Source organism: Streptomyces sp. CB02959, assembly GCF_002803155.1.
GTDB lineage: Bacteria > Actinomycetota > Actinomycetes > Streptomycetales > Streptomycetaceae > Streptomyces.
The window spans coordinates 72,131-97,472 of record NZ_NNBP01000002.1; the positions used below are offsets into that span (position 1 = coordinate 72,131).

Below are 25,342 nucleotides of genomic sequence, written 5' to 3' on the forward strand. Positions count from 1 at the left end.
GGAACACCTCCATGAGTTCGGACCGGCGCATCCTGCCAGAGCGGCTTTTCGAGGTGATGACGGGGCCGACGCAACGGACTGCGGGCCCCGTTCGGCACCGGGCCGGCGCCGCTCACCGGTCGGCGGCGGGCTCAGACCGGACGGTGCGGATCGGCCGCCACCTCGTCCAGCAGGGTCCGGAAGTCCCGCACCACCGCCGTGATCGTGCCCGCGTCGAAGAGGTCCGTCGGATAGACGACCCGCCCGGACAGTTCGGCGTCCCCGGCGCCGGTGCCGAGCGCCAGTTCCAGGTCGTGGCGCGCGGTCAGCCGCGGCACGGGGTGGGCGGTGGTCGCAAGGCCCCGGAAGACGGGCAGTTCGCCCCGGCCGCCGCGCAGCGCGGCCACGTCGGTGGTGGTGTTCTGGAGCTCGAAGGTGACCTGGACGAGCGGGCGCCGACCGGCCGCCGGCTCCGGGAGCGCGGCGACGACCTGGTCGTACGGGGCCTCCTGATGGGCGAAGGCATCCAGGGTGCGCTGCCGGATCCCGGTGAGCAGGTCGACGAAGGGGACCCCCTTCGGGGCGGTCGAGCGGATGGCGAGCGTGTTGACCAGACACGTGATCAACTTCTCCCGCTCCGGCGTGGTCCGGCCGGTCACCAGCGTCCCCACGGTGATGTCGGTCTGCCCGGTCCACCGCCGCAGCAGCGCGTGGAACCCGGCCAGCAGCGTCATGAACGGGGAGGCGCCGCACGCCCGCCCCACCTCGGTGAGCCGGGTCACCAGGGGGCCGGGCAGGGCGAACGCGTGCTCGTCGGCGTGTGCGGTGCGCACCGTGGGCCGCGGCCGGTCCGCGGGCACGGCGACCGGCTCGGCACCCGCCAACTGACCTGCCCAGTAGGCGACTTGATCGTCCAATGTGCCACGGGACCGCAGCCGCTGCTCCTCGAAGCTCAGCTCGGTGTAGCCGAACGCCAGCGGCGGCAGCATCCGGGCACCGTCCAACCCCCGGAGCGCCGCGGCGTACAGCACCTCCAGCTCCCGGAAGAACACCGCCACCGACCAGTCGTCGAAGACCACATGGTGACCGGCGCACACCAGCACATGGTCGTCCGGGGCCAGGGTCAGCACCGCGGTCCGCAGCACCTCGGACGCCAGGTCGAAGGGGCGCCAGGCGACGTCCTCGACGAGGCGCTGCGCCGCGGCGTGCGGATCCGGCCGGTCGGTGAGGTCCACGACCTCGACGCGGAAGTGTTCCGGCCCGTGGGCCGTCCAGCGGAGCCTGCCGCGGGTGTCCAGCGCGAAGGTGCTGCGCAGCGACTCGTGCCGGGCGGCCAGGGCGCGCAGCGCCCGCACGAGGGCGTCGGAGTCCAGCGGGCCGCGCAGCCGCAGGGCCACCGGCACGTTGAGCTCGCCCGTCCCCGGCGTCAGCTGTTCGGCCGCCCAGAGCCGTGCTTGTGTGGCGGTGGCCAGTGGCCGTACCGCTCCCAGGCCGGTCATCGTTCCTCCGTACCGTTGTCCAGCAACTGCGTGATGGTGTGCGCGATGCGGGCCACGTGGGGCGGGCGCAGCAGCGCGTAGTGATCGGCGGGGAACGGCCGGGCGAGGAGGTCCGCACCCGTGGCCCGCTGCCACCGCCGGGCGCGGTCCGCGCCGTCGGGGTCGTCGCCGTGGACGTACAGCAGCCGTCCGGGGTAGGCGGGCGGGCGGTAGCCGGCCTGGGCCGCGAGGTGCGCCCGGAAGACGTCGAAGGCCCGGGTGAACCGGTCCTCCTCCAGGTCGGGGAGGACCTGCGCGGCACGCAGCTCGTCCAGCAGGGAGCCGAGCCCGGTGGGGCCTGCGCCCTCCTGCTCCGCGGGTCGGGTCAGGCCCGCGGAGCGGTACAGGTCCTCGGCGAAGTGGCGCAGCACGTCCGCCTCGTCGGCCGCGGTCGGTCCGGGAGTGGGCGGGCAGGCGCTGTCCAGCACACCGAGCAGTTCCACCTCCTGCCCGGCGTCCCGCAGGGCGGTGGCCATCTGGACGGCGACCAGGCCGCCGAAGGACCAGCCGAGCAGGCGGTACGGCCCTTCGGGCTGCACCTGGAGGAGCTCGGTCAGGTACCGGTCGGCCAGCTCCGCGACCGTCTCCCGAGGGCGCTGCCCGGGCTCGAAGCCGCGGGCGGCGAAGCCGAGGACCGGCAGGTCGGGGTGGTCCTCGGCCAGGGCCGCGGCCAGCTCCCGGTAGCCGAACACGGTGCCGCCCACCGGGTGGACGAGGAACACCGGGCGCCGGCCGCCCCCGGCGCGCAGCGGGACCAGGGCGCCGCCCGTGGCCGGTGCCCCCGCGCCGGTGCGCAGCAGGGCGGCCTGCTCGGCGACGGTGGGGTGGCCCAGCAGGGCCGACAGCGGCAGCTCGGCGCCGAACGCCCGGCGGACCAGCGCCACCAGCCGCAGCGCGGACAGCGAGTGCCCGCCGAGGTCGAAGAAGTCGTCGTGGACGCTGCGCACGGGGGCGCCCAGCACGTCCTCCCACACCGACGTCAGGCGCGCCTCCCAGTCGTCACGGGGTGGGGCCGGGGCGGTGGCGGCGGCCGGCTCCGCCGCGCCCAGGCGGGCGAGGGCGTTGCGGTCCACCTTGCCGTTCGGCGTGAGCGGCAGCCGGTCGATCCAGCGCCAGGCGGACGGCACCATGTGCGCGGGCAGCCGCTGCTTGAGGAAGGCCGCGCACCCGGCGGTGTCCGGTGCGCCCGCGCCGACCAGGTACGCGGTGAGCCGGTCCGACGTCAGCAGGACCGCGCAGCCGCGCACCGCCGGGTGCCGGGCCAGCGCCTCCTCGATCTCGCCCGGCTCCACCCGCATCCCGCGGATCTTCACCTGGTGGTCGGCGCGGCCGACGTACTCCAGGACGCCGTCCGGAGTCCACCGGGCCAGGTCGCCGGTGCGGTAGAGCCGGACGCCGGTGCCGTCCCGGCGCGTCAGGTGCGGGAAGCGCTCCGCCGTCAGCTCGGGCTGCCCGTGGTAGCCGTCCGCCAGGCAGTCGCCCGCGAGGTACAGCTCGCCGGTGACGCCGACCGGTACCGGCCGGCGGTGCCGGTCCAGGACGTGGGTCTCGGTGTTGGCGATCGGGCGGCCGATGGGCACCGCCTCCCGCCCGTCGTCCCGGCAGTGCCAGGAAGTCACGTCGACCGCCGCCTCGGTGGGGCCGTAGAGGTTGAACAGGTCGGCGTCCAGGCGCGCCAGGAAGCGCCGTTGCAGGGCGCTGTCGAGCGCCTCCCCACTGCAGAACACCCTGCTCAACGGGGCGCAGCGGGCCAACTCGCGGTCGTCGAGGGTGTCGAGGAACGCGCGCAGCATCGACGGGACGAAGTGGACGGTGCCCACCTCCTCCCGGGCGATCAGCTCCGCCAGGTAGCGCGGCTCGCGGTGGCCGCCCGGCCGGGCGAGGACCACCACGGCGCCGGTGATCAGCGGCCAGAAGAACTCCCAGACCGAGACGTCGAAGGTGGCCGGGGTCTTCTGCAGCACCCGCTCACCGGGCCGCAGCCGGTACTCGGCCTGCATCCACAGCAGCCGGTTGGCGATCGCACGGTGCGGCACCACGACGCCCTTGGGGCGACCGGTCGAACCCGAGGTGAAGATCATGTACGCCGGGTCGGCCGGGCCGGCGGCGTCGTCCGGGCCGGCGGCCGGGCGGTCCGCCCACCGCCGCTCATGGCCGTCGACGCACTCCACTACGGCCCCGCTGCCGGTCAGCCGGGCGGCGGCCGCCCCGGTGGTCAGCACGACGGTCGGCCGGGCCTCCCCGATCAGCTCGCGCACCCGGTCGTCCGGGTCCTCGGGCGACAGCGGGAGGTAGCCGCCGCCCGCCTTCAGGACGGCCAGCAGAGCGATCACCAGCTCGGGGGACCGCTCCAGCAGCACCCCCACGAACCGGCCGCGGCCGACACCGAGTTCCCGGAGCCGGTGCGCCAGGCGTCCGGCGGCCTCGTCCAGCTCCCGGTACGTGAGCGTGGCCCCCTCGAAGCGGACGGCCGGCGCCTGCGGGGTGCGGGCGGCCTGCTGCGCGACGAGCCGGTGCAGCACGTGGTCCTCGGGGAACTCCCGCCGGGTGTCGTTCCACTGCGCCAGCCACTTCTCCTCCGTCGCGGACAGCAGCGGGTGGTCGGCGTACCGGGCCGAGGGGTCCTCGCCCATGGCCCGGAGCGCCGTGCGGTAGTAGCCGTCGATCAGCTCGATCTGCTCGGCCTCGAAGCGGCCGGCGTCGTACCGCAGCGCCATCACCAGCCGGTCGGCGCCGTCGTCGAGCGAGAACTCCGCCCCGAAGGGGAAGTCGGAGTGCGCGGCCCACTCCTCCGAGAGGACGTCCAGTCCGCCGCCCGCGCCGACCGACTCCGACACGTGGAAGTGCGTGTAGTTGAAGAACGTCTCGTACGCGGGGCCGGTGCCGGCGAGCGACATCAGGTCCGCCGCCGGGTAGCGCCGGTGGTCCTGGACGCGCAGATCGAGCTCCGCGGTCCGGCCGATCAGGTCCATCCAGGTCCCGTCGCCCAGACGGCAGCGCATCGGCACGGTGTTCAGGAACACCCCGAGCGTCCTGTCGCCGTCGCGTTCCTCGGCCCGGCCGTTGCAGACGACGCCGGTCAGCACGTCGTCGCTGCCGCCCAGCTGCCCCAGCACCCGCAGGTGCGCGGCCAGCAGGACGATGCGCAGCGGCACCCCGAGGGCGTCGGCCAGGTCGCGGAGGTCGTCGGAGAGCGCGGCGGGGAGCGGTGCCTCGGCGCACACCATCTCCCCGGTGGGCCGGGCGGCCCGCCAGCGGGGGAGCGGCGCGGTCTCGGCGCCGGCGAGTTCGGCGGACCAGAACTCCCGCTGCGCGTCGTCGTCCTGCGCCGCGCGCTCCAGCTCGACGAAGGTGCGGAACCGTGAGGCGGGGGCCGTGTCCGGCCAGGAGTGGGCGGCGCCGCCCACCTCGCTGCGGTACCGGTCGAGCAGTTCCGCCGTCAGCGACCGCTCGCTCCAGCCGTCCAGGATCGCGTGGTGCTCGACCACGAACAGCTGGCAGGTGTCCGCCGAGCGCCGCTGCACGTGGAACCTGATGAGCGGGGCGGCCCGCCAGTCGAAGGGGCGGCGCCGCTCCGCGGCGAACCGCTCCGCCACCGCCGCCCGCTGGTCCGCCTCCGCCAGGTGGCTCAGGTCCTCGAAGGTCAGCGGCAGTTCGACCCGGTCGTGCACCAACTGCACCGGCTCGTCGAAGGTGTCCAGGTCGAAGGAGGTCCGCAGCACCTCGTGCCGGGCCAGTACGGTCCCGATCACCGTGCGCCAGGCCGCCTCCGCGTACGGGGCGCGGAGGTGGTAGCTGGTGACGTTGTGGTAGAGCTGCTCGCCGCCGCCCCCGGTGAGTTCGCTGTGGTAGACCATCCCGGCCTGGAGGGAGGAGAGGGGATAGGCGTCGAGCACGCCCGCGGGGACCCGGTCCCGGTCGCGCGGGCCGAGGGCGCCGAAGGGCGCGTCCGCGCGGGCCGCCGCCGGTTGCGCCGACACCCTTACCAGCGGCGCGAGTTCGCGGATCGTCGGATGGCGGACGAGGTCGGGGATGCCGAAGTCCAGTCCCTCTTCCCGGGCCCTGGCCAGGATCCGGATGCTGCGGATGGAGTCGCCGCCCGCGGCGAAGTAGTTCGCGTCGATGCCGACCCGCGGCAGTCCCAGCACCTCCGCCCAGACGCGCGCCAGTGCGCGTTCCACGTCGTTCCGCCCGTCGACGGCGTCCGCCGCTGCCGCCGCCTCGGCCGCGCTGTGCGGCGGCCGGGGGTCGGGCAGCCGGTCGCGGTCCACCTTGCCGTTGCCGGTGAGCGGGAAGCGGTCGAGGGCCACGAGGGCGGCGGGCACCATGTAGTCGGGGAGCCGCCGCGCCAACGCCGTCCGCAGCGCCGCCTCGTCGAGTGTGCCGTCCGCGGTCCGCACGTACCCGGCGAGGTACTCCGTGCCCTGCGGATCCGTCCTGAGGACGGCCACCGCCTCCGCGACCGCCGGCGACTCGGCCAGGGCCGCCGCCACCTCGCCCAGCTCGATCCGGAACCCGCGCAGCTTCACCTGGTCGTCGAGGCGTCCGCAGTACTCCAGGTCCCCGTCGGGGAGCAGCCGGACCAGGTCGCCGGTGCGGTAGACGCGGGCGTCCGGGTCGTCGCCGAAGGGATGCGGCAGGAACCGCTCCGCCGTCAGGTCGGGCCGGTTCAGATAGCCCCGCGCCAACCCCGCGCCGCCGACGAACAGTTCGCCCGGCACGCCCGGCGGCACGGGCTGGCCGTGCGCGTCCAGGACGTACAGCTGGAGGTCCGGCAGGGGCCGCCCGATGGCGCTGCGCGGTCCCGCCTCGGTGTCCGCCAGGGTGATCGGCCGGTAGGTCACGTGCACGGTGGTCTCGGTGATGCCGTACATGTTCACCAGCCGCGGCCGCCGCGCACCGTGCCGCAGCAGCCAGGGGCGCAGCTTCCGCAGGTCCAGCGCCTCGCCGCCGAAGACCACCCAGCGCAGCGCGAGCCCGTCGCCCGCGCCGCCCGCGGTCGCCGCCTCCTCGGCCGCCATCAACTGGTGGAAGGCGGACGGCGTCTGGTTGAGCACCGTCGTGCCCGTGCTGCGCAGCAGGCGCAGGAAGTCCTCCGGGGACCGGCTGACGTCGTACGGCACGACCACGAGCGTCCCGCCGTGCAGCAGCGCCCCCCAGATCTCCCACACCGAGAAGTCGAAGGCGTACGAGTGGAACAGCGTCCACACGTCCCGGTCCGTGAAGCCGAACCACTGCCGGGTGGTGCCGAACAGCCGGATGATGTTGCGGTGCGGGATCAGGGTGCCCTTCGGGCGCCCGGTGGAGCCCGAGGTGTAGATGACGTAGGCGAGGTCGTCGGCGGTGGCCGCCGGCTCCGGGGCGTGGTCGGGACAGGCGGCGAGGGCGTCGGCGTCCGCGGTCAGGTCGACCACCGGACCGTCGTACGCGGTCGGCGTGCCGGGCTCGCCGCCGTCGCGCACCAGCAGGGCGATCCCGGCGTCCTCGGCGATGTGGCGCAGCCGTTCGGGCGGCGAGGAGGGGTCGAGGGGGACGTACGCCCCGCCGGCCTTGAGGATGCCCAGGAGCGCCACGACGAGGTGTTCGGTGCGGGCGGTGGACAGGCCGACGCGGGTCTCCGGGCGCACGCCGCGGGCGCGGAGGTGGTGCGCCAGCCGGTTGCTGCGGCGGTCCAGCTCACGGTAGGTCAGGGTCCGGTCCTCGCAGATCACGGCGGTGGCGTCGGGGCGCAGCCGGGCCTGTTCGGCGAACCGCTCGTGGCAGACCGTCTCCGGTGCCGGCCTCGGCTCCCGGCGCGGCGGCGCGGCCAGCCGCCCCCGCTCCTCGGCGGTCAGGAGCGGCACCCGGGCCACGGAGAGGTCCGGGTCCCGGCTGACGCCGATCAGCAACTGCACGTAGTGGCGGGCCATTTGGGCCGCCAGAGCGTCGGCGTCGAGGACGCCCTCCGCCGCGTACAGCACGGCCTCGTGCCCCGAGCCGGTCGGCACCACGTCGAGGGCGAGGTCGCAGCGCCCGGCGAACGCGCCGGTGTCCGGTGCCGCGATGTCGGCGACCGTGCCGCCGGGCACCTCCCACCGCCGCCCCGGGGTCGCGCGGACGGCGAAGGCCACGTGCGGGGCGGCGTCGTGCGCGGGGGCGAGGCGCGGTGCCGCGCATTCCAGCGGCAGCTGCCGGTGCGCGGCGGCCCGTTCCGCGCTCCGGGCGACCCGGGACAGCAGGTCGCCGAAGGACGGGGCGTCGGCCAGGTCGCAGCGGAGGACGGACATCCCCTCCAGCGGCCCGACCGGGTCGGGGAACGGCCGGGGGCCGGGCTCCGGGCCGGTGGGCGGGACCGCGACCCGGACGTCGGTGGTGCCCCCGTACCGGCTGACCAGTACGGCGAAGACCGCCGACAGGCCGGTGTCCAGGGACGTTCCGGCCGCTCGGCACCGCGCCTCCAGGGCGGTGACGGCCTCGGCGGGAAGCGGGAAGCGGTGGCTGCGCCGGAGGGGAGCGCGGCCGTCGTCCCGCCCGCTGGAGGGCCACCGCGGACGGGGCGCTTCGTCGGCGAGCTGCTCCCGCCAGAAGGCCAGCGCGGTGTGTCCCTGCGGAGTGTCGAGCCACGCCTCGTGCCGGGCCGTGAACTCCGGGTAGGAGGGCGCGGGTTCGCGCGGCTCGTGCGGCCCCAGGAGCATGGCGCGGTAGCCGTGGACGAGCTCGTCGGCCAGTGCCGCCATCGACCGGGCGTCCACGACGGTCCGGTGGGCGGTGAGCAGCAGGGTGGGGTCGGCGCCGGGCGCGCGGACCAGAACGGCCCGCAGCAGAGGACCGGCGTGCAGGTCGAACGGCTCGACGGCCTCCGCGGCGAGCAGTTCGCGCGCTGCGGCGGCGTCCGCGGCCGTACGGAGGCGCCAGTCGAACCGGCCCGACGCCGCGACGACCTGCACCACGGCGTCGTCCCGCACGGCGAAGCGGGTCCGCAGGGCCTCGTGCCGGCGCACCAGGTCGCCGACGGCGGCCCGCAGCGTCGCCGCCTCGGCCGCCGCGGGCAGCGTGAGGCAGTGGGCGAGGCCGCCGGTGGCCGCGGTCGGTGCCGCCTGCTGCCGGTAAAGGTAGTGCTGTGCCGGAGAAGCGGGAATCACCCGGTCGCCGTCGCCGGCGGATTCAGGCCGGGCGGCGTCCCCGTTCTCACTCTTCATCTGCATACCTTTCCTCGATCTGCGGAACGCGCGACATTCATCGAAGAGGTGATCCGGAATTCCGCACCCCGTGCCATTCAGGAGATTCAGCGTGTCCGCGCGCAGAGGGCAAGTCAACAAGATCACACCACTTGACACAGGCCCCCACACCAAGCGCCGAACGGGCGCTACCAAAGGCCATGCGCGGCTATACCTTCGTTCCCCGGAAAGGGAACCAAGGTGCTGGCCGTCCGGTGCCGGGCAGCGGATACCCTCGGCTCACCACCCGAAGTTCCCGGCTCTACGGAGCGGAATTCCGCCTGCCCTCGGGAGGGCCAGCATGGGATTGCATTCCCCGAATGACAGCGATATGTGCACCACTCCGGGAGAGGTGCACAGAATAAGCGACGCGTATGTGGCCGACTACGCGGAACTCGACCCGATCATGGCCAGCTATCTCGGAATCCCGGGTAATGAACGGGAGTTGACGGATTTCTCGCCGGCGGGATATGAGGCGCGGGCCGAACTGAGCGCCCGGGCGCTGGGCCGGATCGAGGCCGCCACCCCCGCCGACGAGACCGAGACCGTCGCCCGGGCCGTCTTCCTCGAACGCCATCGGCTGCTCCAGGAGGAGCACGCCGCCGGACTCGACCTGGCGGCCCTGAACGTGACGTTCAGCCCCGTTCAGCACCTGCGGGAAGTCTTCGACCTGATGCCCGCCGACGCACCGGACCACTGGGCGGCCGTGGCGGCCCGGTTGGCGCAGGTGCCCGTCGCCCTGACCGGGCTGCGCGCCTCCCTGCTGACCGCGGCGGGCCGCGGCGCGGCGCCGGCCGTGCGGCAGGTGCGGCAGGTGGCCGAACAGTGCGCCCGCTGGGCGGGGTTGCGCGGGGAACCGTCGTACTTCGCCACGGTGATCGCCCCCGCGGCGGCCCAGGAGGTGCCCGCCCCGCTGCGCACCGCCCTGGAGGCCGGCGCGCGGGCCGCCGCCGAGGGGTACGCGGACTTCGCCGGCTTCCTCCGCGACCGCCTCGCGCCCGAGGCGCCGGAGCGGGACGCCGTCGGCGCGGACACCTACCGGTTGAAGTCCCGCTCCTGCACGGGCGCCCGGCTCGATCCGCACGAGACCTACGCCTGGGGGTGGGCGGAGTTCCTCCGCATCGAGGAGGAGCTGCGGCAGGTCGCCGGGCGGATCAGCGGCGGGGCGACAACGGCCGAGGCCGCCGCCCTGCTCGACGACGACCCCCGCTACCAGGTGCACGGCCGGGACGGGCTGCGCGCCTGGATGCAGGCGCTGTCCGACCGGGCACTGGACCGGCTGCGCGGGACCGAGTTCGACATCCCCGACGCGCTGACGACGCTCGACTGCCGGATCGCGCCGTCCGGTGGCGGCGTCGGCGCCTACTACAACGGCCCCAGCCAGGACTTCGCCCGGCCCGGCACCATGTGGTGGTCGGTGCCGCGCGACCGCGCGGTGTTCGCCACCTGGCGGGAGACCACCACCGTGTACCACGAGGGCGTGCCCGGCCACCACCTCCAGATCGGCACCGCCGTACACCGCGCGGACCGCCTCAACTCCTACCAGCGGCTGCTGTGCTGGGTGCCCGGGCACGGCGAGGGCTGGGCGCTGTACGCAGAACGCCTGATGCGCGAACTGGGCCACCTCGACGACGACGGCGATCTGCTGGGCATGCTCGGCGCGCAGCTGTTCCGGGCCGCCCGCGTCGTGGTGGACGTGGGCATGCACCTCCAGTTGCGGATTCCGGCCGGCTGCGGCTTCCACGAGGGCGCGCGCTGGACCCCCGCCCTGGGCCTGGAGTTCCTGCTGACGCGGACCCTCGCCGACCCCCACCAGGCGCGGGACGAGATCGACCGCTACCTCGGCTGGCCGGGACAGGCCCCCGCTTACAAGATCGGTGAGCGGCTGTGGCTGGCGGCCCGGGACGAGGCGCGCGCCCGGCACGGGCACGCCTTCGACCTCAAGGCGTTCCACCGGCGGGCCCTGGAACTGGGGTCCATGGGCCTGGACACGCTACGGGCACAACTCGCCGCGACCTGACCGGCGTCGGCCGCGGCCGGGGCGGCCGCGTCGCACCTCCGCGCCCGCCCCGGCCCACCGTGCGGCTCAGCCCACCGTGCGCCCCGGCCCACCGTGCGGCTCAGCCCACCGTGCGCCCCGGCCCACCGTGCGGCTCAGCCCACCGTGCGGCTCAGCCCGCCGGGGTGTCCTCGATGATCCGGCGGAGCGCCGCGCACCACTGCGTCCACAGCCGCTCCACGTCCCCGGCGGGCACATGGTCCCGGTGCATGATGTCGACCAGGACACCGCCCTCGACGGGGATGACGTCGAAGAAGAGGTCGAACTTGGCCTCCGCCACCTCCGGCAGCCGCAGCTCGCCGGTGACCGCGCCCAACTTCACCGTGGGGACGGCGGGGTTGAGATCGAAGACCACCGAGGTCACCTCCCGGCGCGTGCGCCAGGCGTCCGGCACGGCGCCCTCCTGCTCCAGCGCGTCCAGCACGGTGTGCAGCGGGACGTCGGCGTGCCCGAGGTCCTGGGTCAGCAGGCGGCTCGTCCGGTCGTGGTGGGCCCGCGCGTCGGCGGCCCCCGCCGTGCTGCGCACCGGCACGTAGCTGACGTAGTGCCCGACCCAGTCCCGCTCCCGCTCGCCGGGCCGCTGGTCGACGGGGACCGACACCACCAGGTCGTCCCGGCCGCACGTGGCGTGCAGCGCCGCCGTGAACGCGCTGAACGCCACCATGAACGGGGTGCAGCGCAGCGCGGGGCAGCGCGCGGTCACGGCGTCCCACACCTCCTGGTCCAGCTGGAACGTCCGGCGCGCCGGACGGCCGGTCCGGGGCCCGTCCGCGGCCGGACCGGCGCCCCACAGCGGAGCGGGGGAGTCGGCGAGCCGGCGGCGCCAGTAGCTCACGAGGTCCGCCGACACCGGGTTGGCCGGCAGCGCCGCGGGCTGCCGCACGGCGACCTCCGCCGCCGGGTCCACTCCGTCCAGTGCCTGCGCGTAGGCGGTGCCCAGATCGGTGAGGACCGTGGTCACGGACATCCCGTCGAAGACGAGGTGGTGGGCCGCGATCACCAGATCGCTGCGGTCCTCGGCGCGCCGCAGCAGCAGGCAGCGGAACAGCGGCCCGGACTCGAAGTCGAACGGCGCGTTCACGAAGGCGTCGACGGCCGCCTCCGCCGCGTCGTCGTCGGCCGCTTCGGCGCACCGCAGCACCTCGTCCGCGGTCTCGACGACGCGCAACTGCGCACCGTCGGGCGAGCACACGGCGCGCAGGGCCGGATGCCGCTGCCGCACCGCCGCCAGGGCCGTGCCCAGGGCCGCGCCGTCCACCGGGCCGTGCAGTTCGAGCAACACCGCCTCGTTGTAGGCGACCGAGTCCGGTTCCGTGCGGCGGCACAGCGCCCACAGTTCGCGCTGCTGGGCGGACATCGGCCACTGGGCGCGGGGCTCCGCGGGCGCCGCCGCCCGGCCGGTCCGGTCCGCGCCGCCGCCCAGGGTGAGGAACTGCGCCTCGTGCAGCGCGTCGAGGTTCCGGTCCACCGCGGCCAGGAACCGCTCGGCGTCGCCGTCGGTGTGTTCGGTGGAGAGGAAGAACGTCCGGCCCTCCCAGACGTACAGGCCGTCCGCGAGCAGGCTGTGGTACAGCATCTCCAGGGGGAGCGGCTGGTACAGATTGGAGAGCCCGCCGTACTGGAAGCGCCACAGCGAGCCGAAGGTGGCGACCGAGTAGGGGAGTTCGCGCTGCCGGAAGAGGTCGGACAGGGCGCTGGTGAGTCCGGCGGACCGGTCGTTGACCTCCTGGTAGAGGCGCTCCCCGTGCTCTTCGAGGTGGGTCAGCACGGCACCGGCCGCGGCGATCGACAGTGGATGCTTCTGGAACGTCCCGCCGAACAGCGTGGTCTCCGCGTACGGTGCGCTGTCGTCCCCGTAGGCCCAGTCCCCGCCGTCGAGGCCGTCCAGCAGCGCCTGCTTCCCGGCGATGGCCGAGATGCCCAGCCCGCCGCCCAGCACCTTCCCGTAGGTGGCCAGGTCCGGGGTGATGCCGAAGAGGCCCTGGGCGCCGCGGATCCCGACCCGGAAGCCGGTGATCATCTCGTCGAAGATCAGGACGGTGCCGGTGGTCTCGGTCAACTCCCGCAGCCGGCGCAGGAACGCCACGGGCTGGGTCACCGGGTTGCGCGCCTGGACCGGTTCGACCAGGACCGCGGCGATCTCGTGGGCGTGCGCCCGGAGGTACTCCAGGGAGGCCGGGTCGTCGTACGGCAGCACCACCACATCGGCCAGCGAACCGCCCGACAGGCCGGGGGAGATCGGGTCGACGCCGCCGAACTCCCCGGTGCCCCGCCCGAGCATGCCGTCGGTGATGCCGTGGTACGACTTCTCGAAGTAGGCCACCTTGGGCCGGCCGGTGGCCAGCCGGGCCAGCCGGACCGCGCCCATGACCGCTTCCGAGCCGGTGTTGGTGAACGTCACCCGGTCGTGCCCGGTCACCCGGCAGAACTGCTCGGCGACCTGGTAGGTCAGCTCCTGCTGCGGGCCCAGGGACACCGACCGCCCCAGCTGCCGGGCGACGGCCTCCTCGACGTACGGCGGGTTGTGGCCGAGGAAGTGCACGCCGAAGCCCAGGCAGTAGTCGGTGTACTCGGCGCCGTCCACGTCCCAGAAGCGGGCGCCGCGCGCCCGCTGCACGGCGATGGGGAAGTTGAGTTCCTTCAGCTCCGGGCGGAAGTTGGCCCAGGTGCGGCTCTCCACCAGGTGCTTGCGGTAGCGGCCGGCGAGCTGCTTCGACCGCGGGCTGCGCCCCTCCACCCGCCGGACGATGCCGTCCACGTACTCCTGCTGGCGCGCGGTCAGCCCGCTGCCGGCCGCTGCCGCCGCGCCCGGGCGGGGGCTCGCGCGCCCCGGCGCCGGGGGCGTCGCCGGGGCGGGTCGCGCGGTCACCGCCGGGGGACCGGCCGGCGCCGCGGGGAGCGCGGCGGCCGACCGCGTCGGCCCGCCCGCGGGCGACTGCCCGAGCAGCGACAACTGCTGCTGCATGAGCGCGAGTTGGTCGCGCACCACCTGCTCGACGAGGGCCGTGGCGGGCGCCGCGGCGGGCCGTGGCGCCTGCGTGGCGACGGGCTGTGCGGACGGTACGGGCGCCACCGGCGCCACGGGCTCCGCCGGGCCCGGGGCCGGGGACGCCTTCGCCAGGGCCGCGGCGAGGTCGCCGACCGTCGCGTACGTCTCGAACAGGTCGTGCGCCTTGAACGCGGTGCCGTGCCGCTCGTTCACGGCGGTCACCAGGCGCAGCAGCAGGATGCTGTCGGCGCCCAACTCCAGGAACCTGGCCCCCTCCGCGATGTCCTCCCGCGGATGGCCGAGCACCTGGGAGAGTGCGCCGCGGACCTCGTCGACCGCCCAGTCGTGCTGCTCTGTCAAGGGAATCCTCCTGTTGACGCCCGGGGGCGTCGGCTCGTGGTCGGTCGGCGCGTGACCCGTCGGGGCGGCGCACTCCTCGTCGGCGCCGGGCCGGTCCGGCAGCGCCCAGTGGCGCGGGCGCTGCCAGGGGTACGCGGGGGTGCCCGGCAGGTAGCGGCCCCCGGCGCAGACCGCCTGCCAGTCGATGTCGGCGCCGCGCACGTACAGTTCGGCGAGTACCGCGCGGGGCCCGGCGGCACCGTCGCCGCGGGGCCGCGCACCGTGCAGCACCTGCGCCGTCGTCCCGGCCTCGGCGGCGGTGGCGCGGACCGCGCCCTCCAGGGTCGAACGCGCCCCGATTTCGAGGAAGTTGGCGAAGCCCCAGGTCACCGCCGACCGCACGGCCTGCCGGAAGTGCACCCGCCCCGCGACGCCGTCCGCCCAGTGCCCCGGGTCCGGCCGCGCGGCGTCGAACAGGGCACCGGTGACGGACGAGAAGAACGGCACCGCGCACGGGCCGGTGGGCCGGCCCGCGCCGGTGGCGCGCAGGGCGGCGGCCGCCGGCGCCATGGCGGGGCTGTGGAACGCGAAGCCGCCGGACAGCGGCCGGTGGGAGAGCCCGCGGCGCGCCAGCTCGTCCGTGAACTCCCGCACCCCGGCCGCGGGCCCGGAGACCACCACACTGCGGGGCCCGTTCTCCACCGCGACCACCAGCGCGTCATACCCCGCCAGCAGCGGCGCGACCTCCTCCATCGGGGCCGACACCGACACCATCTGCCCCGCTCCCGACGCGGCCTGCATGGCCGCGCCGCGGGCGAGCACCAGGGCGGTCGCGGCGTCGAAGTCCAGCAGCCCGCTGACGTGGGCCGCCGCCGCCTCGCCCGCGCTGTGCCCGAGCACCGCGGCGGGCGCCACCCCGAACGACTCCCACAGCCGGGCCAGTCCGGTCTGCAGGGTGAACAGCACCGCCTGCTCGACGTCGGTGCGCCCGGCGGACCGCTCGGCGGCCCCGTCCGCACCGCTCAGCTCGTCGAGGACGGACACGCCCAGTTCCGCGTCGAAGGCCCGCGCGCAGCGCCGGGCGTGCGCGGCGAACACCGGCTCGGCCAGCAGGTCCGCGCCGCTCCCGGCCGGCCGCTGCCCCTGACCGGAGAAGACGAAGACGGTGTCCCGCCAGGGCGCGCCGCCCGTCGCGGCCGGGGCGTCCGGGCCCGGGGCGCCCTGGCGGAAGGCGGCCAGCCGCCGCCGTAGCTCCGCCCGGTCCCGGCCGGTGAACGCGGCCCGGACCGGGTGGTGCCCGCGGCACACGGCGGCGCTGTGGCACAGGTCGCCCAGCGGCTGGTCGCCGTCGGGCAGGGCGTCCAGGGCCGTCAGATAGCGGGCGGCGAGTTCCCCCAGGGATTCCTCGGCCGCGGCGGAGAGCGGCAGCACGTGCCGCGCGGGCGGCCGGTACGCCTCCCGGGCAGGTTCCGGGGCGGGCTGCTCGACGATGACGTGCGCGTTGGTGCCGCCGAACCCGAAGGAGCTCACCGCGCCGACCCGGGGCCCTCGGGACCGCCAGGGCTCCGTGCGCCGTGTGACGGCCAGGCGGGTGCCGTCCAGCGGCAGCCGCGGGTTCAGGGCGGTGGTGTGCAGCGTGCCCGGCACCTGCCCGGTGCGCAGGCACAGCAGAAGCCGGATCAGCCCGGCCATGCCCGCCGCGGCCTCGGTGTGGCCGAGGTTGGACTTGACGGACGTCACCAGGCACGGGTCGGCCGGCTCGCCGGCCCGTCCGTACGTGGCGGCCAGGGCGCCGATCTCGATGGGGTCGCCCAGCGGCGTACCGGACCCGTGCGCCTCCACGAGGCCGATCCGCTCCGGGCCGGTGCCGGCATCGGCCAGCGCCGCGCGGATGACCGCCTCCTGGGCGGGACCGTTGGGCGCCGTCAGACCGTTGCTGCTGCCGTCCTGGTTGACCGCGGAGCCCCGGATCACCCCCAGCACCCGGTCGCCGTCGGCGCGCGCCCGGGCCAGCGTCTTGAGCACCACCACACCGCAGCCGTCGCTGCGGACGAACCCGTCGGCCTCGGCCCCGAACGAGCGGCACCGGCCGGTCGGCGACATCATGCCCGCCTTGGACACCGACACCCACTGGTCGGGGGCGAGCACCACATTGACCCCGCCCGCCAGGGCGAGCCCGCACTCCCCGGTCCGCAGGCTGCGCACGGCGAGGTGCACGGCGACCAGGGAGGAGGAGCAGGCGGTGTCCACCGCCAGGCTCGGCCCGGTCATGTCGAAGACGTACGACAGCCGGTTCGCGGCGATCGAGCTGGCCTGCGCGGTGCTGAAGTGCGCGTCCACGGCCGCCAGGTCCCGGCCCAGCAGCCGGCCGTAGTCACTGCCGCTGATGCCCACGAAGACGCCGCCGCCGGCCAGCAGCGGAGAGCGCCGGGGCACACCGGCGTCCTCCAGCGCCTCGTGCGCGGTCTCCAGCAGCAGCCGCTGCTGCGGGTCCATCTGCCGGGCCTCGTGCGGCGAGATGCCGAAGAAGCCGGCGTCGAAACGGTCCACGTCCTCGATGCAGCCGGCCCACTTGGTGCTGATCCCGCCCGGCTGCTCCGGATCCGGCGCGTACCGGTCGGCGGCCTGCCAGCGGGACCGCGGGATCTCGGCGACGGCGTCCTCGCCCGCCAGCGAGAGCCGCCACAGGTCCTCGGGGCCGCGCACCCCGCCGGGGAAGCGGCAGGCCATCCCGACGACCGCGATGGCGTGCCCGTCCGGGTCGGCGGCGGTACCGTCCGCGGTGCCGGCCGCGCTCCTCACTGTGCCCCTCCCGACGCGCCCAGTGCGGCGGTGAGTTGGTCGACGGTGGCGTGGTTGAGCACCTGCATCACCGGCACCGGCCGCCCCACCACGGGCTCCAGGGCGGCGGCGAGCTGCTCCGCGCCGATCGAGTTGAGGCCGTAGTGGGAGAAGGACCGGTCGTCGGCGATCTCCGCCGGGGCGACCCCGACGATGCGGGAGAGCAGGGTGCGCACCAGCGGCTTGAGGAGGGCGCCGGGCAGTGCGGTCGCGGCGGCGGGCGTGCTGCCGGGTGCCGGGCGGCCGGGGGCGGTACTCAGCGCGGCCAGCGTCGCCCGCTCGAACTCCCCGCTCTCCAGGCGGCGCCGGCACTCGCGGCGCTGGATCTTGCCGCTGGTGGTCTTCGCCAGCGCGCCCCGCCGCACGATCACCACCTCGGCAGCGGTGACCTGGCAGTCCTCCCAGATGGCGTCCCTGACCCGCTGCGCCAGGGCCTCGGCGCCGACCTCCTTCGCCACGCCGCCCGCCACCTCGACGACGACGGCGAGCCGTTCCTCACCGTCGCGTTCGACCGGGAAGGCGGCCGTCGCGCCACTGGCCAGGGAGGGGTGGCAGCTCTCGGCCACGTACTCGATGTCCTGCGGGTAGTGGTTGTGCCCCTGGAGGATGATCACGTCCTTCAGGCGTCCGGCGACGAACAGCTCCCCGTCGTACCGGAACCCCAGATCACCGGTGCGCAGGAAGGCGCCCTCCGCCTCCTGCCCGGCGATCCGGGCCCCGAAGGTCTCCTCGGTGACGTCCGGAAGGTTCCAGTACCCCCCGGTGATGCAGGGGCCCTGCACCCAGATCTCCCCGATCTCGCCGTCGTCGCAGGGCAGGGCCCGCACCGGGTCCACGATCCGCACCCGGGTGCCCGGTTGGGGGACGCCGCAGCTGACGACGGGCGTGGCGTCGGGGCTCTCCGGGGCCACCGGCACGATCCGGTCGTTCGCGAGGGAGCTCGCCGACACCCACAGGGTGCGCGGTTCCTCCCCGAGGGGCTTGGCCGTCACGATCAGGGTGGTCTCGGCCATGCCGTAGACGGGAGTGGCCACCCGGGGGTCGAACCCCGCGGACTTGAAGGTCTCGGCGAACGCCCGCAGCGTGGCGTCCCGGACGGTTTCGGCGCCGTTGATGGCCACCCGCCAGCTCGACAGGTCGAGTTGGTCCACCTCGTCGGCCGCGCTGCGCACGCAGAGGTCGTAACTGAAGTTGGGGCCGCCGCAGTGGGTGCCGCGGAACCGGGAGATCGCTTCGAGGAGCCGCCGGGGGCGGCGGATGAAGGACTCCGGTGCCATGAGGTAGACGGGCGTGCCGAGCCACAGCGGGTTGACGACGCTGAACACCAGGCCGAGGTCGTGGAAGAAGGGCGCCCACGAGACGAGGACGCCGTCGCTCCCGATGGCCAGCGCGTCGTTCATCTCCGACGACTGCCGGGCGAAGTTGTCGTGCGAGACCATGACGCCCTTGGGCTGCCCCGTGGAGCCGGAGGTGAACTGGAGCAGCGCCAGATCGCTCCCCGACACCTCGGTCGGGGTCCAGTCGCCGGCCGCCGACTCGTCGACGGCGTCGGTCTCGATCCACTGGAGGTCCCGGAGTTCCGCCGCGTCCGGGAAGCGCTCCAGCAGTTCCTGGTGCCCGGCGCGGGTGGTGAGCACCGTGGTCGTCCCGGCGGCTCGCGCCACCGGCAGCAGCCGCCGCAGGTCGTGGTTGCTGCGCGGGAACTTGACCGGGCCGCCCGCGACGCCGGCGTACAGGCACCCGGCGAAGGCGCGGACGAACTCCAGGTCGTGCGGGTGGGCCAGCAGCACGTTGCCGCCGGCGAGCCCCGCGTTCCGGAGCAGGACGGCGCGCGCCCGCGCCGCCCGGTCCAGCGCGCCGGAGGTGAGGCTCTCCGCCGCCTCCTCGCCGTTGCGCAGATACGTGTAGAGAACGCCGTCCGGGTTCCGCTCGGCGCGACGCCGCAGGGCCTCCACCAGATTCCCGGGAGATGTATCGGGATGGCTCGCCGCATTCATTCCAGTGTCTTCCCCTCGCCTATCACACCAGGAGGAACTCGGCCGGAGTTTCGTGCACTCCTTGCCGAGGGTTTCTCCCGGACGGTCACGATGTACCGCGAGGATCTTTGACTCGGCTCCCGGCCAGGGTCAACGTCGGACGTCCCTATTCATGGCCGACCCGGCACCTCCGCGTATCCGGGCATCTTCGTTGGTACTTCTCCGCCCGCCCGGAAGTGTCCGAACAACTCCGCGGAACAACACGCCACTTGACCCGCTTTCCGGACCGCCAATAATCTGCCCGGCGTTGACCGCTCTCCGGTCGATGCACTCTTCGGCGCACTTGATCCGGGCCATTGCCCTGGTGCGCGCATATCCCCGATGGCACCAGAACGGAGCGTGCGGCGTGGGTATCTCCACACACCACCAGATGGACTTCACGAACCGAATCCGCAAAGACGACGAACGACCCGCCATCATTTCCGACGGTGAAATCCTGTCGTACGGCCGGCTACGCGACCGTATCGACCACTACGCCGATGTCCTCGCCTTCACCGGCGCCGAGGCGGGCACGACCGTGGCGCTCAGCCTGGAACGCGGACCGGACGCGGTGGCGGCGATGCTGGCGACGGTGGAGACCGGTGCCGCCTTCGTCTGGCTGGACGGCGCCCAGCCGGCCGCCCGGAACCGCACCGTGCTGGCCGACTCCGGGGCCGTGTGCCTGGTGACCGACGCCGGCGGCCGCGGGGACGGCCTGGTCCGCGACCTGGCCGGTCCCGACCTCGCCGTGGTGCAGATCGACGGGACCGCGACCGCCGCCGTCGAGCGCCTGGGCCGGCGCCGCGGCCCCCGGGCGGTCCCCGAGGACACCGCCGTGATCGTCTACACGTCGGGCTCGACCGGCACGCCGAAGGGCATCGTCCAGCGGCGCGTCAATATCGACGAGTTCACCCGCTGGTTCTCGGCGGAAGTCGGGATGACCGAACGGTCGAAGGTGCTCCAATGGGCACAGTTCGTCTACGACGCCTCCTATGTGGAGATTTTTTCCGCCATCGGTACGGGCGCGACGCTGGTGATGCCGCCCCCGGCCGTCAAGGCCGATGTGCACCTTGTGCTCGACTGGATTCGCCGCCATGGCGTGACCCACATTCAGACCGCACCGAGCCTGTATCGCGCGCTGTTCGACGCACTGACGGCCACGGACGGGCACGCCACCCTGGACGCCTTGCGCGGTATCACCATCGCCGGTGAAGCCCTGTCGCCGGCGCTCGCGCAGGAGGCACGGCGGGTGTTCCCGAACGCCGACCTCTTCAACATGTACGGACCGGCCGAATGCATTCTGGCCACCTACCACCGCATCACGGAAAACCCCGGCGATTCCCGAACGGTGCCCATAGGCATTCCGCTGCCCGGCCGTGAAGTGCTGCTGTGCCACGAGGACGGCACCCTCGTACCGGACGGCGAAATCGGAGAAATACGCGTCCGCAGCCGTTTCCTGGTGCACGGATATCTCCATCGCCCCGAGGAGACCGAGCGCGCCTTCCTCGCCGATCCGCACGGCGAACCGGGCTTCCGGGTCTACCGCACCGGCGACCTCGCCGCCCGGCGGCCCGACGGCACCCTGGTCTTCGAAGGCCGGATCGACGACCAGGTGAAGATCCGCGGTGTCCGGGTCGAGCTCGGCGAGATCGAGGTGGCCGTGGCGGAGCTCCCCGGCGTCCTGCACGCCGCGGTCGTCCCGGTGGACGGCGGCACCGGCGACCGGCAGCTGTGCGCCTACGTCCAGCCGAGGGAGCCGGGCGCGCTGTCCCCCGCGGAGTTGAGGTCCGCACTGGCGGCCCGCCTCCCGCACGCCATGGTGCCCGCCCGGTTCGTGCTGATCGACGCGATGCCGCTGACGGTCTCCGGCAAGGTCGACAAGCGCACCCTCAGGGCCACCGCCCAGGACCCGGCCACCGCGGACCGGACGCCGGACGCCCGACCCGCCGAACTCTCGGCCACACAGCGGAAGGTGGCCGGCATCTGGTCGAACGTCCTGGGCGTCGCGGCGGACAGCCCGGAGGCGGACTTCTTCGCCCTGGGCGGTGACTCCCTGAACGTGCCGCGGGTGCGGAGGGCGGTGGCCGAGACCTTCGGACTCGACGTACCGCTGGCGGCCTTCTACGAGTACCCCGGCATCGAGCAGCTCGCCCGGCACCTGGACGAGCTGCTGGCGGCCGACCGCCCGGCGGCCGTCACGGGTTCCGCGCCCGCTCCGCTTCGGTGAACGAACGCAGCGGGACGAGGCCGAGCCGGCAGGCGGTCAGCGCCACCTCCACGCGGTTGCGCACCTTGAGCTTGGCCATGATGACCGAGACGTACGACTTGACGGTGTTCTCGGCGACGCCCAGGCGCCGGGAGATCTCCCGGTTCGACAGTCCGCTGCCGATGCCGCGGACCACGTGCAGCTCCCGCTCGTTCAGTTCGGCCAACTCCGCGGCCAGGCCGGCCGAGCCGTCGTTCGGCAGGAGGGTGAAGCCGGAGAAGAGGCGGCGGATCACCGAACCGGCGAGGAAGGTGTCGCCTTCGGCGACCGAGCGGATGGCCGTGGAGAGGATCCAGTCCGGGGAGTCCTTGAGCACGTAACCGGTGACGCCGCCCCGCATGGCGCTCAGGAGGAGGTCGTCGGTGTGCCGGTCGACCATGACCATCATGCGGGTCGGCCATCTCCGCGGTCCGGCCCGGTGCACGGCGCTGCTCACTTCGCGCCACCCCTTGGGCGGCAGCGAGGCATCCATCAGGAGCACGTCGGGCCGCTCCGTCGCCACCAGGTCCAATGCCCCCGAGGAGTCCTCGGCCACGCCGACCACCTGGATCTCCTTGCCGCGCTCCAACAGCGCGCCGATGCCGACGCGGGCGAACTCCTGATGGTCGGCGATGGCCACCCTGACGGGTTTCTCCCGGCGGATCTCCGGACTGGCGTGGGATTCGGCAAGTACCACAGCGAACCTTTCTCGTGCTCGCGGCTGAGTGGGGGAGGTGGGCAGGGCCCCGGGTCGTGAGCGCGACCGGGGCCCTGCCCACCCTCGTCATCGCGCACGGCAGTGCGCGGCGCGGCACGGGTGGGGAGAAGGGACGGGAGCGCCGGACGACGTGCCGGGAAGCGGCCACGGCTGTGCGTTCCGACGCGTCGGCGACGCGGAGGACATCGGGCACGTGTGGGACATCAGACCGTCCTTGCCATGGGATCCGGTGTGGCACGAGCTCCGGCCCCTCAACTTTCATGGGGCTCAGTGACGTTGTCCAAGACCTGTTGGTCATCGGTCGCATAATCTCCGGGCATAGGCACCATGCGCGGTTCTGTCCCCGGGGCGGGCCTGACGTGCGGCGGAGGGCGCGAGCGGCCGCCCGCGGGTCAGAGGCGGACCACGACGAGGGCGACGTCGTCCCGGGCGCCGCCCGCCACGCCGAGCCGGGCGAGCAGGGCGTCGGCCAGCCGCTGCGGGCTGAGGTGGCTCATGGTGGACAGCGCCTCGGTGAGCAGGCCCAGGCCGGTGTCGATGTCCTCGTCCCGCCGCTCGATGAGACCGTCGGTGTACAGCACGAGGGTGTCGCCGGTGCGGAAGGCCGTACCGGCCTGCGGGCGGGGCACGTGCTCGGGCCGGGCGCCCAGCGGCGGGTCGGTGGCCTGGTCCAGCAGCCGGCAGGTGCCCTGGGCCTCCAGCAGCACGGGAGGCGGATGGCCGGCGCTGGAGTAGACGATCAGCTTCGAGCGGGTGTCGATCAGGGCGGTGACCGCGGTCGTCGCCAGGGCCCCGTCCACGGAGCGGGCGTACAGCCCCAGCACCTCCAGCGCCTGCGCGGGCCCGGACACCGCCCGGCTGGCCGCGGACAGCGCACTGCGCAGCATGCCCATGACGGTGGCGGCCTCCAGGCCGTGGCCGACCACGTCGCCGACGGCGACCGAGAAGCGGCCGTCGGCCAGGTCGACGGCGTCGTACCAGTCGCCGCACACGTTCAGCGAGCCGACCGCCGGCAGGTAGCGCACCGCGACGTCCTTGTGCCGGGCCAGGTCGGGGGAGTGCAGCATCGCCTCCTGCAAGGTGACGGCGACCTGCCGCTCCCGGGCGTGCGCGGCCCGCAGCTCGTCGTTGAGCCGTTGCAGTTCACGGGCCCGGACGTACAGCTCGGCCTCCATGCTCTGCGCCCGCTCGGCCAAGGGGGCGCCGCCGCGGACCCGGCGGGCGCGCACGAAGTCGGTGACGTCCTCGACCCGGTGGATGATGTAGGCCACCTGCCCGTCCGGTCCGTGGACCGGCGTGTTGATCGGTGACCACCAGCGTTCCTCGAAGCCCCCGGGCCGGTGGATCATCGGGATGTCGTAGCGCTGCACCGGCATGGTGTCCGGGCGGCCGGTGTCCAGCACCCGTTCCAGGGAGGCGCGCAGGTTGCGCACCCCGTCGGCCAAGCGGTCCGTGGGGTTGTCCGGGAACGCGGTGAACAGGTACTGCCCCACCAGTTCCGCGCAGGAGCGGCCGGTGGCCCGGCAGTACGCGTCGTTGACGTCGACGACCACCAGGTCCGTACCCAGTACCAGGTACGGGCTCGGTGTCGCGACGAACAGCGCCCGGTAGTCGAGTTCCGGCCTCACGTGCGCGCCTCCTGAGAGGGCCGCCCTCCTCAGCAACCACGCTACGCACCACCGGCCCGCCCTGCCCACCCGGCTCGGCTCCGGGGCCGCCCGGCTCAGCCGATGTCCAGCACGGCCTTGCCGTGGAGCCGCCGGCCGAGCAGGGCGTCGAGGGCGCCGGCGGCGCCGTCCCAGCTGCCGCGCCAGGCGAGGTGCGGGGTGAGCTCGCCGGCCGCGACCCGGTCGGCGAGCCATGTCAGGTCGCGGGCGAGTCCGGTGCAGCCGAGCAGGAAGAACGTGGTGAGGGTGCGGTCGTGCCGCCCCGCGTCGCCGAAGAGCGCCCCGTAGGGGAAGGTCTCGTCCGCGTGGGCGGAGTGCCCGACCGCGACCAGCGTGCCGCCCTCGGTCAACTGCGCGTGGGCGTCGACGAGTTGACTTCCGCCCACGAGGTCGACGACGCCGTCCACGGCGTCGGTGAGCTGCCGGGGGTCGGCAATCACGTCGTGCGCGCCCAGCTCCCGCAGGCCCGCGCCGTGCCGCTCCGGGGAGCCGGTGGAGGCGATGACGTGCGCGCCGCCGCGCCGGGCGAGCTGCACCGCGTAGCGGCCGGTGCCGCCGGTGGCGCCGGTGATCAGGACGCGCCGCCCCAGGAGGGGGCCGAGGCGGTGCAGGGCGCGCAGTGCGGTGGCGCCGGCCACCGGGATGGTGCTGATCGCCCCGGGGTCGGCGCCGTCGGGCACCACTCCCATCAAGTCGGTGTCCACGGCGCGGAGTTCGGCCCAGCCGCCACCCGGTCCGAGGGTCACCACGGGGGTGCCGGCGGCCGGGCCGGAGCCGTCGGCCGCCGCGCGCTCGACCACCCCGGCCGCGTCCCATCCCAGGACGTCGCCGTCGGCGGCCTGCTGGAGGCCGATGCTCACCTCGCCGAAGTTGAGGGAGGTCGCCGCCACCCGCACCAGGGCCTGGTGCGGGGCGGGTTCGGGTTCGGGGGCCCGGCCGAGCCGGAGGCCGGCGGGGGCGGAGCGGTCGACGAGCAGAGCACGCATGGCGCGGTGCACCCTTCGTGAGACGGCGGGAACCAGTGATCCACAGTTATGCCACTCAGTGGCATCTGCCCGCAAGTGGCATTCACCCCTCGGGTACGCTGTCCGGCATGGGCACCCCACCTCCACCGCACGACGCCGCAGACCGCCTTCCGCTGCGCGAACGCAAGAAGCTGCGGACCCGGGAAGCCCTGGTCGTCACCGCCCTGGAACGCTTCACCGAGCGCGGCTTCCACGGCGTGACGCTCGACGAGCTCTGCGATGCGGTGGACACCTCCAAGCGCACCTTCTTCCGGCACTTCACCAGCAAGGAAGACGTCGCCATGGCGCCGCTCCAGGACCTCTGGCGGGCCTTCCTGGCCGACCTGGAGACCCGCGAGCCCACCCGCGGACCGCTCATGGAACTGCTCCAGGACGCCCTGCTCGGCGCACTGGACGGGACGCCCGCCACCGACTGGCCGCACCGCGTCCGCCTCAGCCGCCGACTCGCCGCCGAGAACCCGTCCATGGACGCCCACGGCCTGCGCTTCTGCCAGGACACCAGCCGCGCCGCGGTCCACGTCCTGCACCGCCGCTTCGGCCTCGACGCCGCGGACGACCTGCGCCCACGGCTCGCCGTAGACCTGCTCGTCGCCGCCTTCCACTACGCGCTGGACAGCTGGACGTCCCTGCCCGGCACCCCCACCCGCGCCGACCTGGCCACCCGCCTCCGCGCCTCCTGCGCCGCCCTCCCCGAGGCCCTCACCTTGACGACCGCCCCGGCCCCCTGACCG

General features: G+C 74.3%; 10 protein-coding genes. 3 read left to right on the top strand and 7 right to left on the bottom strand.

All coding sequences use genetic code 11. The features are described from left to right. Positions 1-131: 131 nt before the first annotated feature. Both CG747_RS03665 and CG747_RS03670 read right to left on the bottom strand, forming a co-directional pair. The gene (locus CG747_RS03665) at positions 132-1,478 is read right to left on the bottom strand and encodes a condensation domain-containing protein (RefSeq protein ID WP_100600144.1); all 1,347 of its coding nucleotides are present in this window, start codon (positions 1,476-1,478) and stop codon (positions 132-134) included. Further along, positions 1,475-8,695 carry a non-ribosomal peptide synthetase gene (locus CG747_RS03670; protein WP_180985376.1) on the bottom strand — a complete coding sequence of 2,407 codons (7,221 nt, stop codon included), beginning with the start codon at positions 8,693-8,695 and terminating at the stop codon, positions 1,475-1,477. The genes CG747_RS03665 and CG747_RS03670 overlap by 4 nt, the downstream gene beginning before the upstream one ends. 370 nt (positions 8,696-9,065) lie before the next feature. On the opposite strand from CG747_RS03670, the gene CG747_RS03675 reads away from it, so the two are divergent. Beyond that, positions 9,066-10,733 (top strand): DUF885 domain-containing protein, encoded by a 1,668-nt coding sequence (locus CG747_RS03675; protein ID WP_257980201.1) that lies wholly within the window; start codon positions 9,066-9,068, stop codon positions 10,731-10,733. Between the two features lie 151 nt (positions 10,734-10,884). Here the strand turns inward: CG747_RS03675 and CG747_RS03680 are convergent, their stop codons facing one another. Next, a complete protein-coding gene (locus CG747_RS03680) occupies positions 10,885-16,902 on the bottom strand; it encodes a type I polyketide synthase (RefSeq protein WP_100600147.1) in 6,018 nt (2,005 codons plus the stop codon). Beyond that, positions 16,899-18,938 carry an AMP-binding protein gene (locus CG747_RS03685; RefSeq protein ID WP_100600148.1) on the bottom strand — a complete coding sequence of 680 codons (2,040 nt, stop codon included), beginning with the start codon at positions 18,936-18,938 and terminating at the stop codon, positions 16,899-16,901. Before CG747_RS03685 ends, CG747_RS03680 begins: the two co-directional genes overlap by 4 nt. A gap of 385 nt (positions 18,939-19,323) precedes the next feature. On the opposite strand from CG747_RS03685, the gene CG747_RS03690 reads away from it, so the two are divergent. Beyond that, positions 19,324-21,183 carry a non-ribosomal peptide synthetase gene (locus CG747_RS03690; protein WP_180985377.1) on the top strand — a complete coding sequence of 620 codons (1,860 nt, stop codon included), beginning with the start codon at positions 19,324-19,326 and terminating at the stop codon, positions 21,181-21,183. Here CG747_RS03690 and CG747_RS03695 read toward each other — a convergent pair. The 3 genes from CG747_RS03695 to CG747_RS03705 all read right to left on the bottom strand — a co-directional run bounded on the left by CG747_RS03695 (position 21,152) and on the right by CG747_RS03705 (position 24,572). Beyond that, positions 21,152-21,841, bottom strand: coding sequence for a response regulator transcription factor (locus CG747_RS03695; protein WP_146022039.1), 690 nt, complete (start codon positions 21,839-21,841; stop codon positions 21,152-21,154). The genes CG747_RS03690 and CG747_RS03695 overlap by 32 nt on opposite strands. A 470-nt stretch (positions 21,842-22,311) precedes the next feature. Continuing rightward, positions 22,312-23,547: a PP2C family protein-serine/threonine phosphatase gene (locus tag CG747_RS03700; protein ID WP_100600151.1), complete on the bottom strand. Its 1,236-nt coding sequence runs from the start codon at positions 23,545-23,547 to the stop codon at positions 22,312-22,314. A gap of 95 nt (positions 23,548-23,642) precedes the next feature. Beyond that, on the bottom strand, positions 23,643-24,572 hold the full coding sequence (locus tag CG747_RS03705) for a zinc-binding dehydrogenase (protein WP_100600152.1): 930 nt from the start codon (positions 24,570-24,572) through the stop codon (positions 23,643-23,645). 107 nt (positions 24,573-24,679) lie between these two features. On the opposite strand from CG747_RS03705, the gene CG747_RS03710 reads away from it, so the two are divergent. Beyond that, the gene (locus CG747_RS03710) at positions 24,680-25,339 is read left to right on the top strand and encodes a TetR/AcrR family transcriptional regulator (RefSeq protein WP_100600153.1); all 660 of its coding nucleotides are present in this window, start codon (positions 24,680-24,682) and stop codon (positions 25,337-25,339) included. The last annotated feature ends 3 nt before the right edge of the window (positions 25,340-25,342 follow it).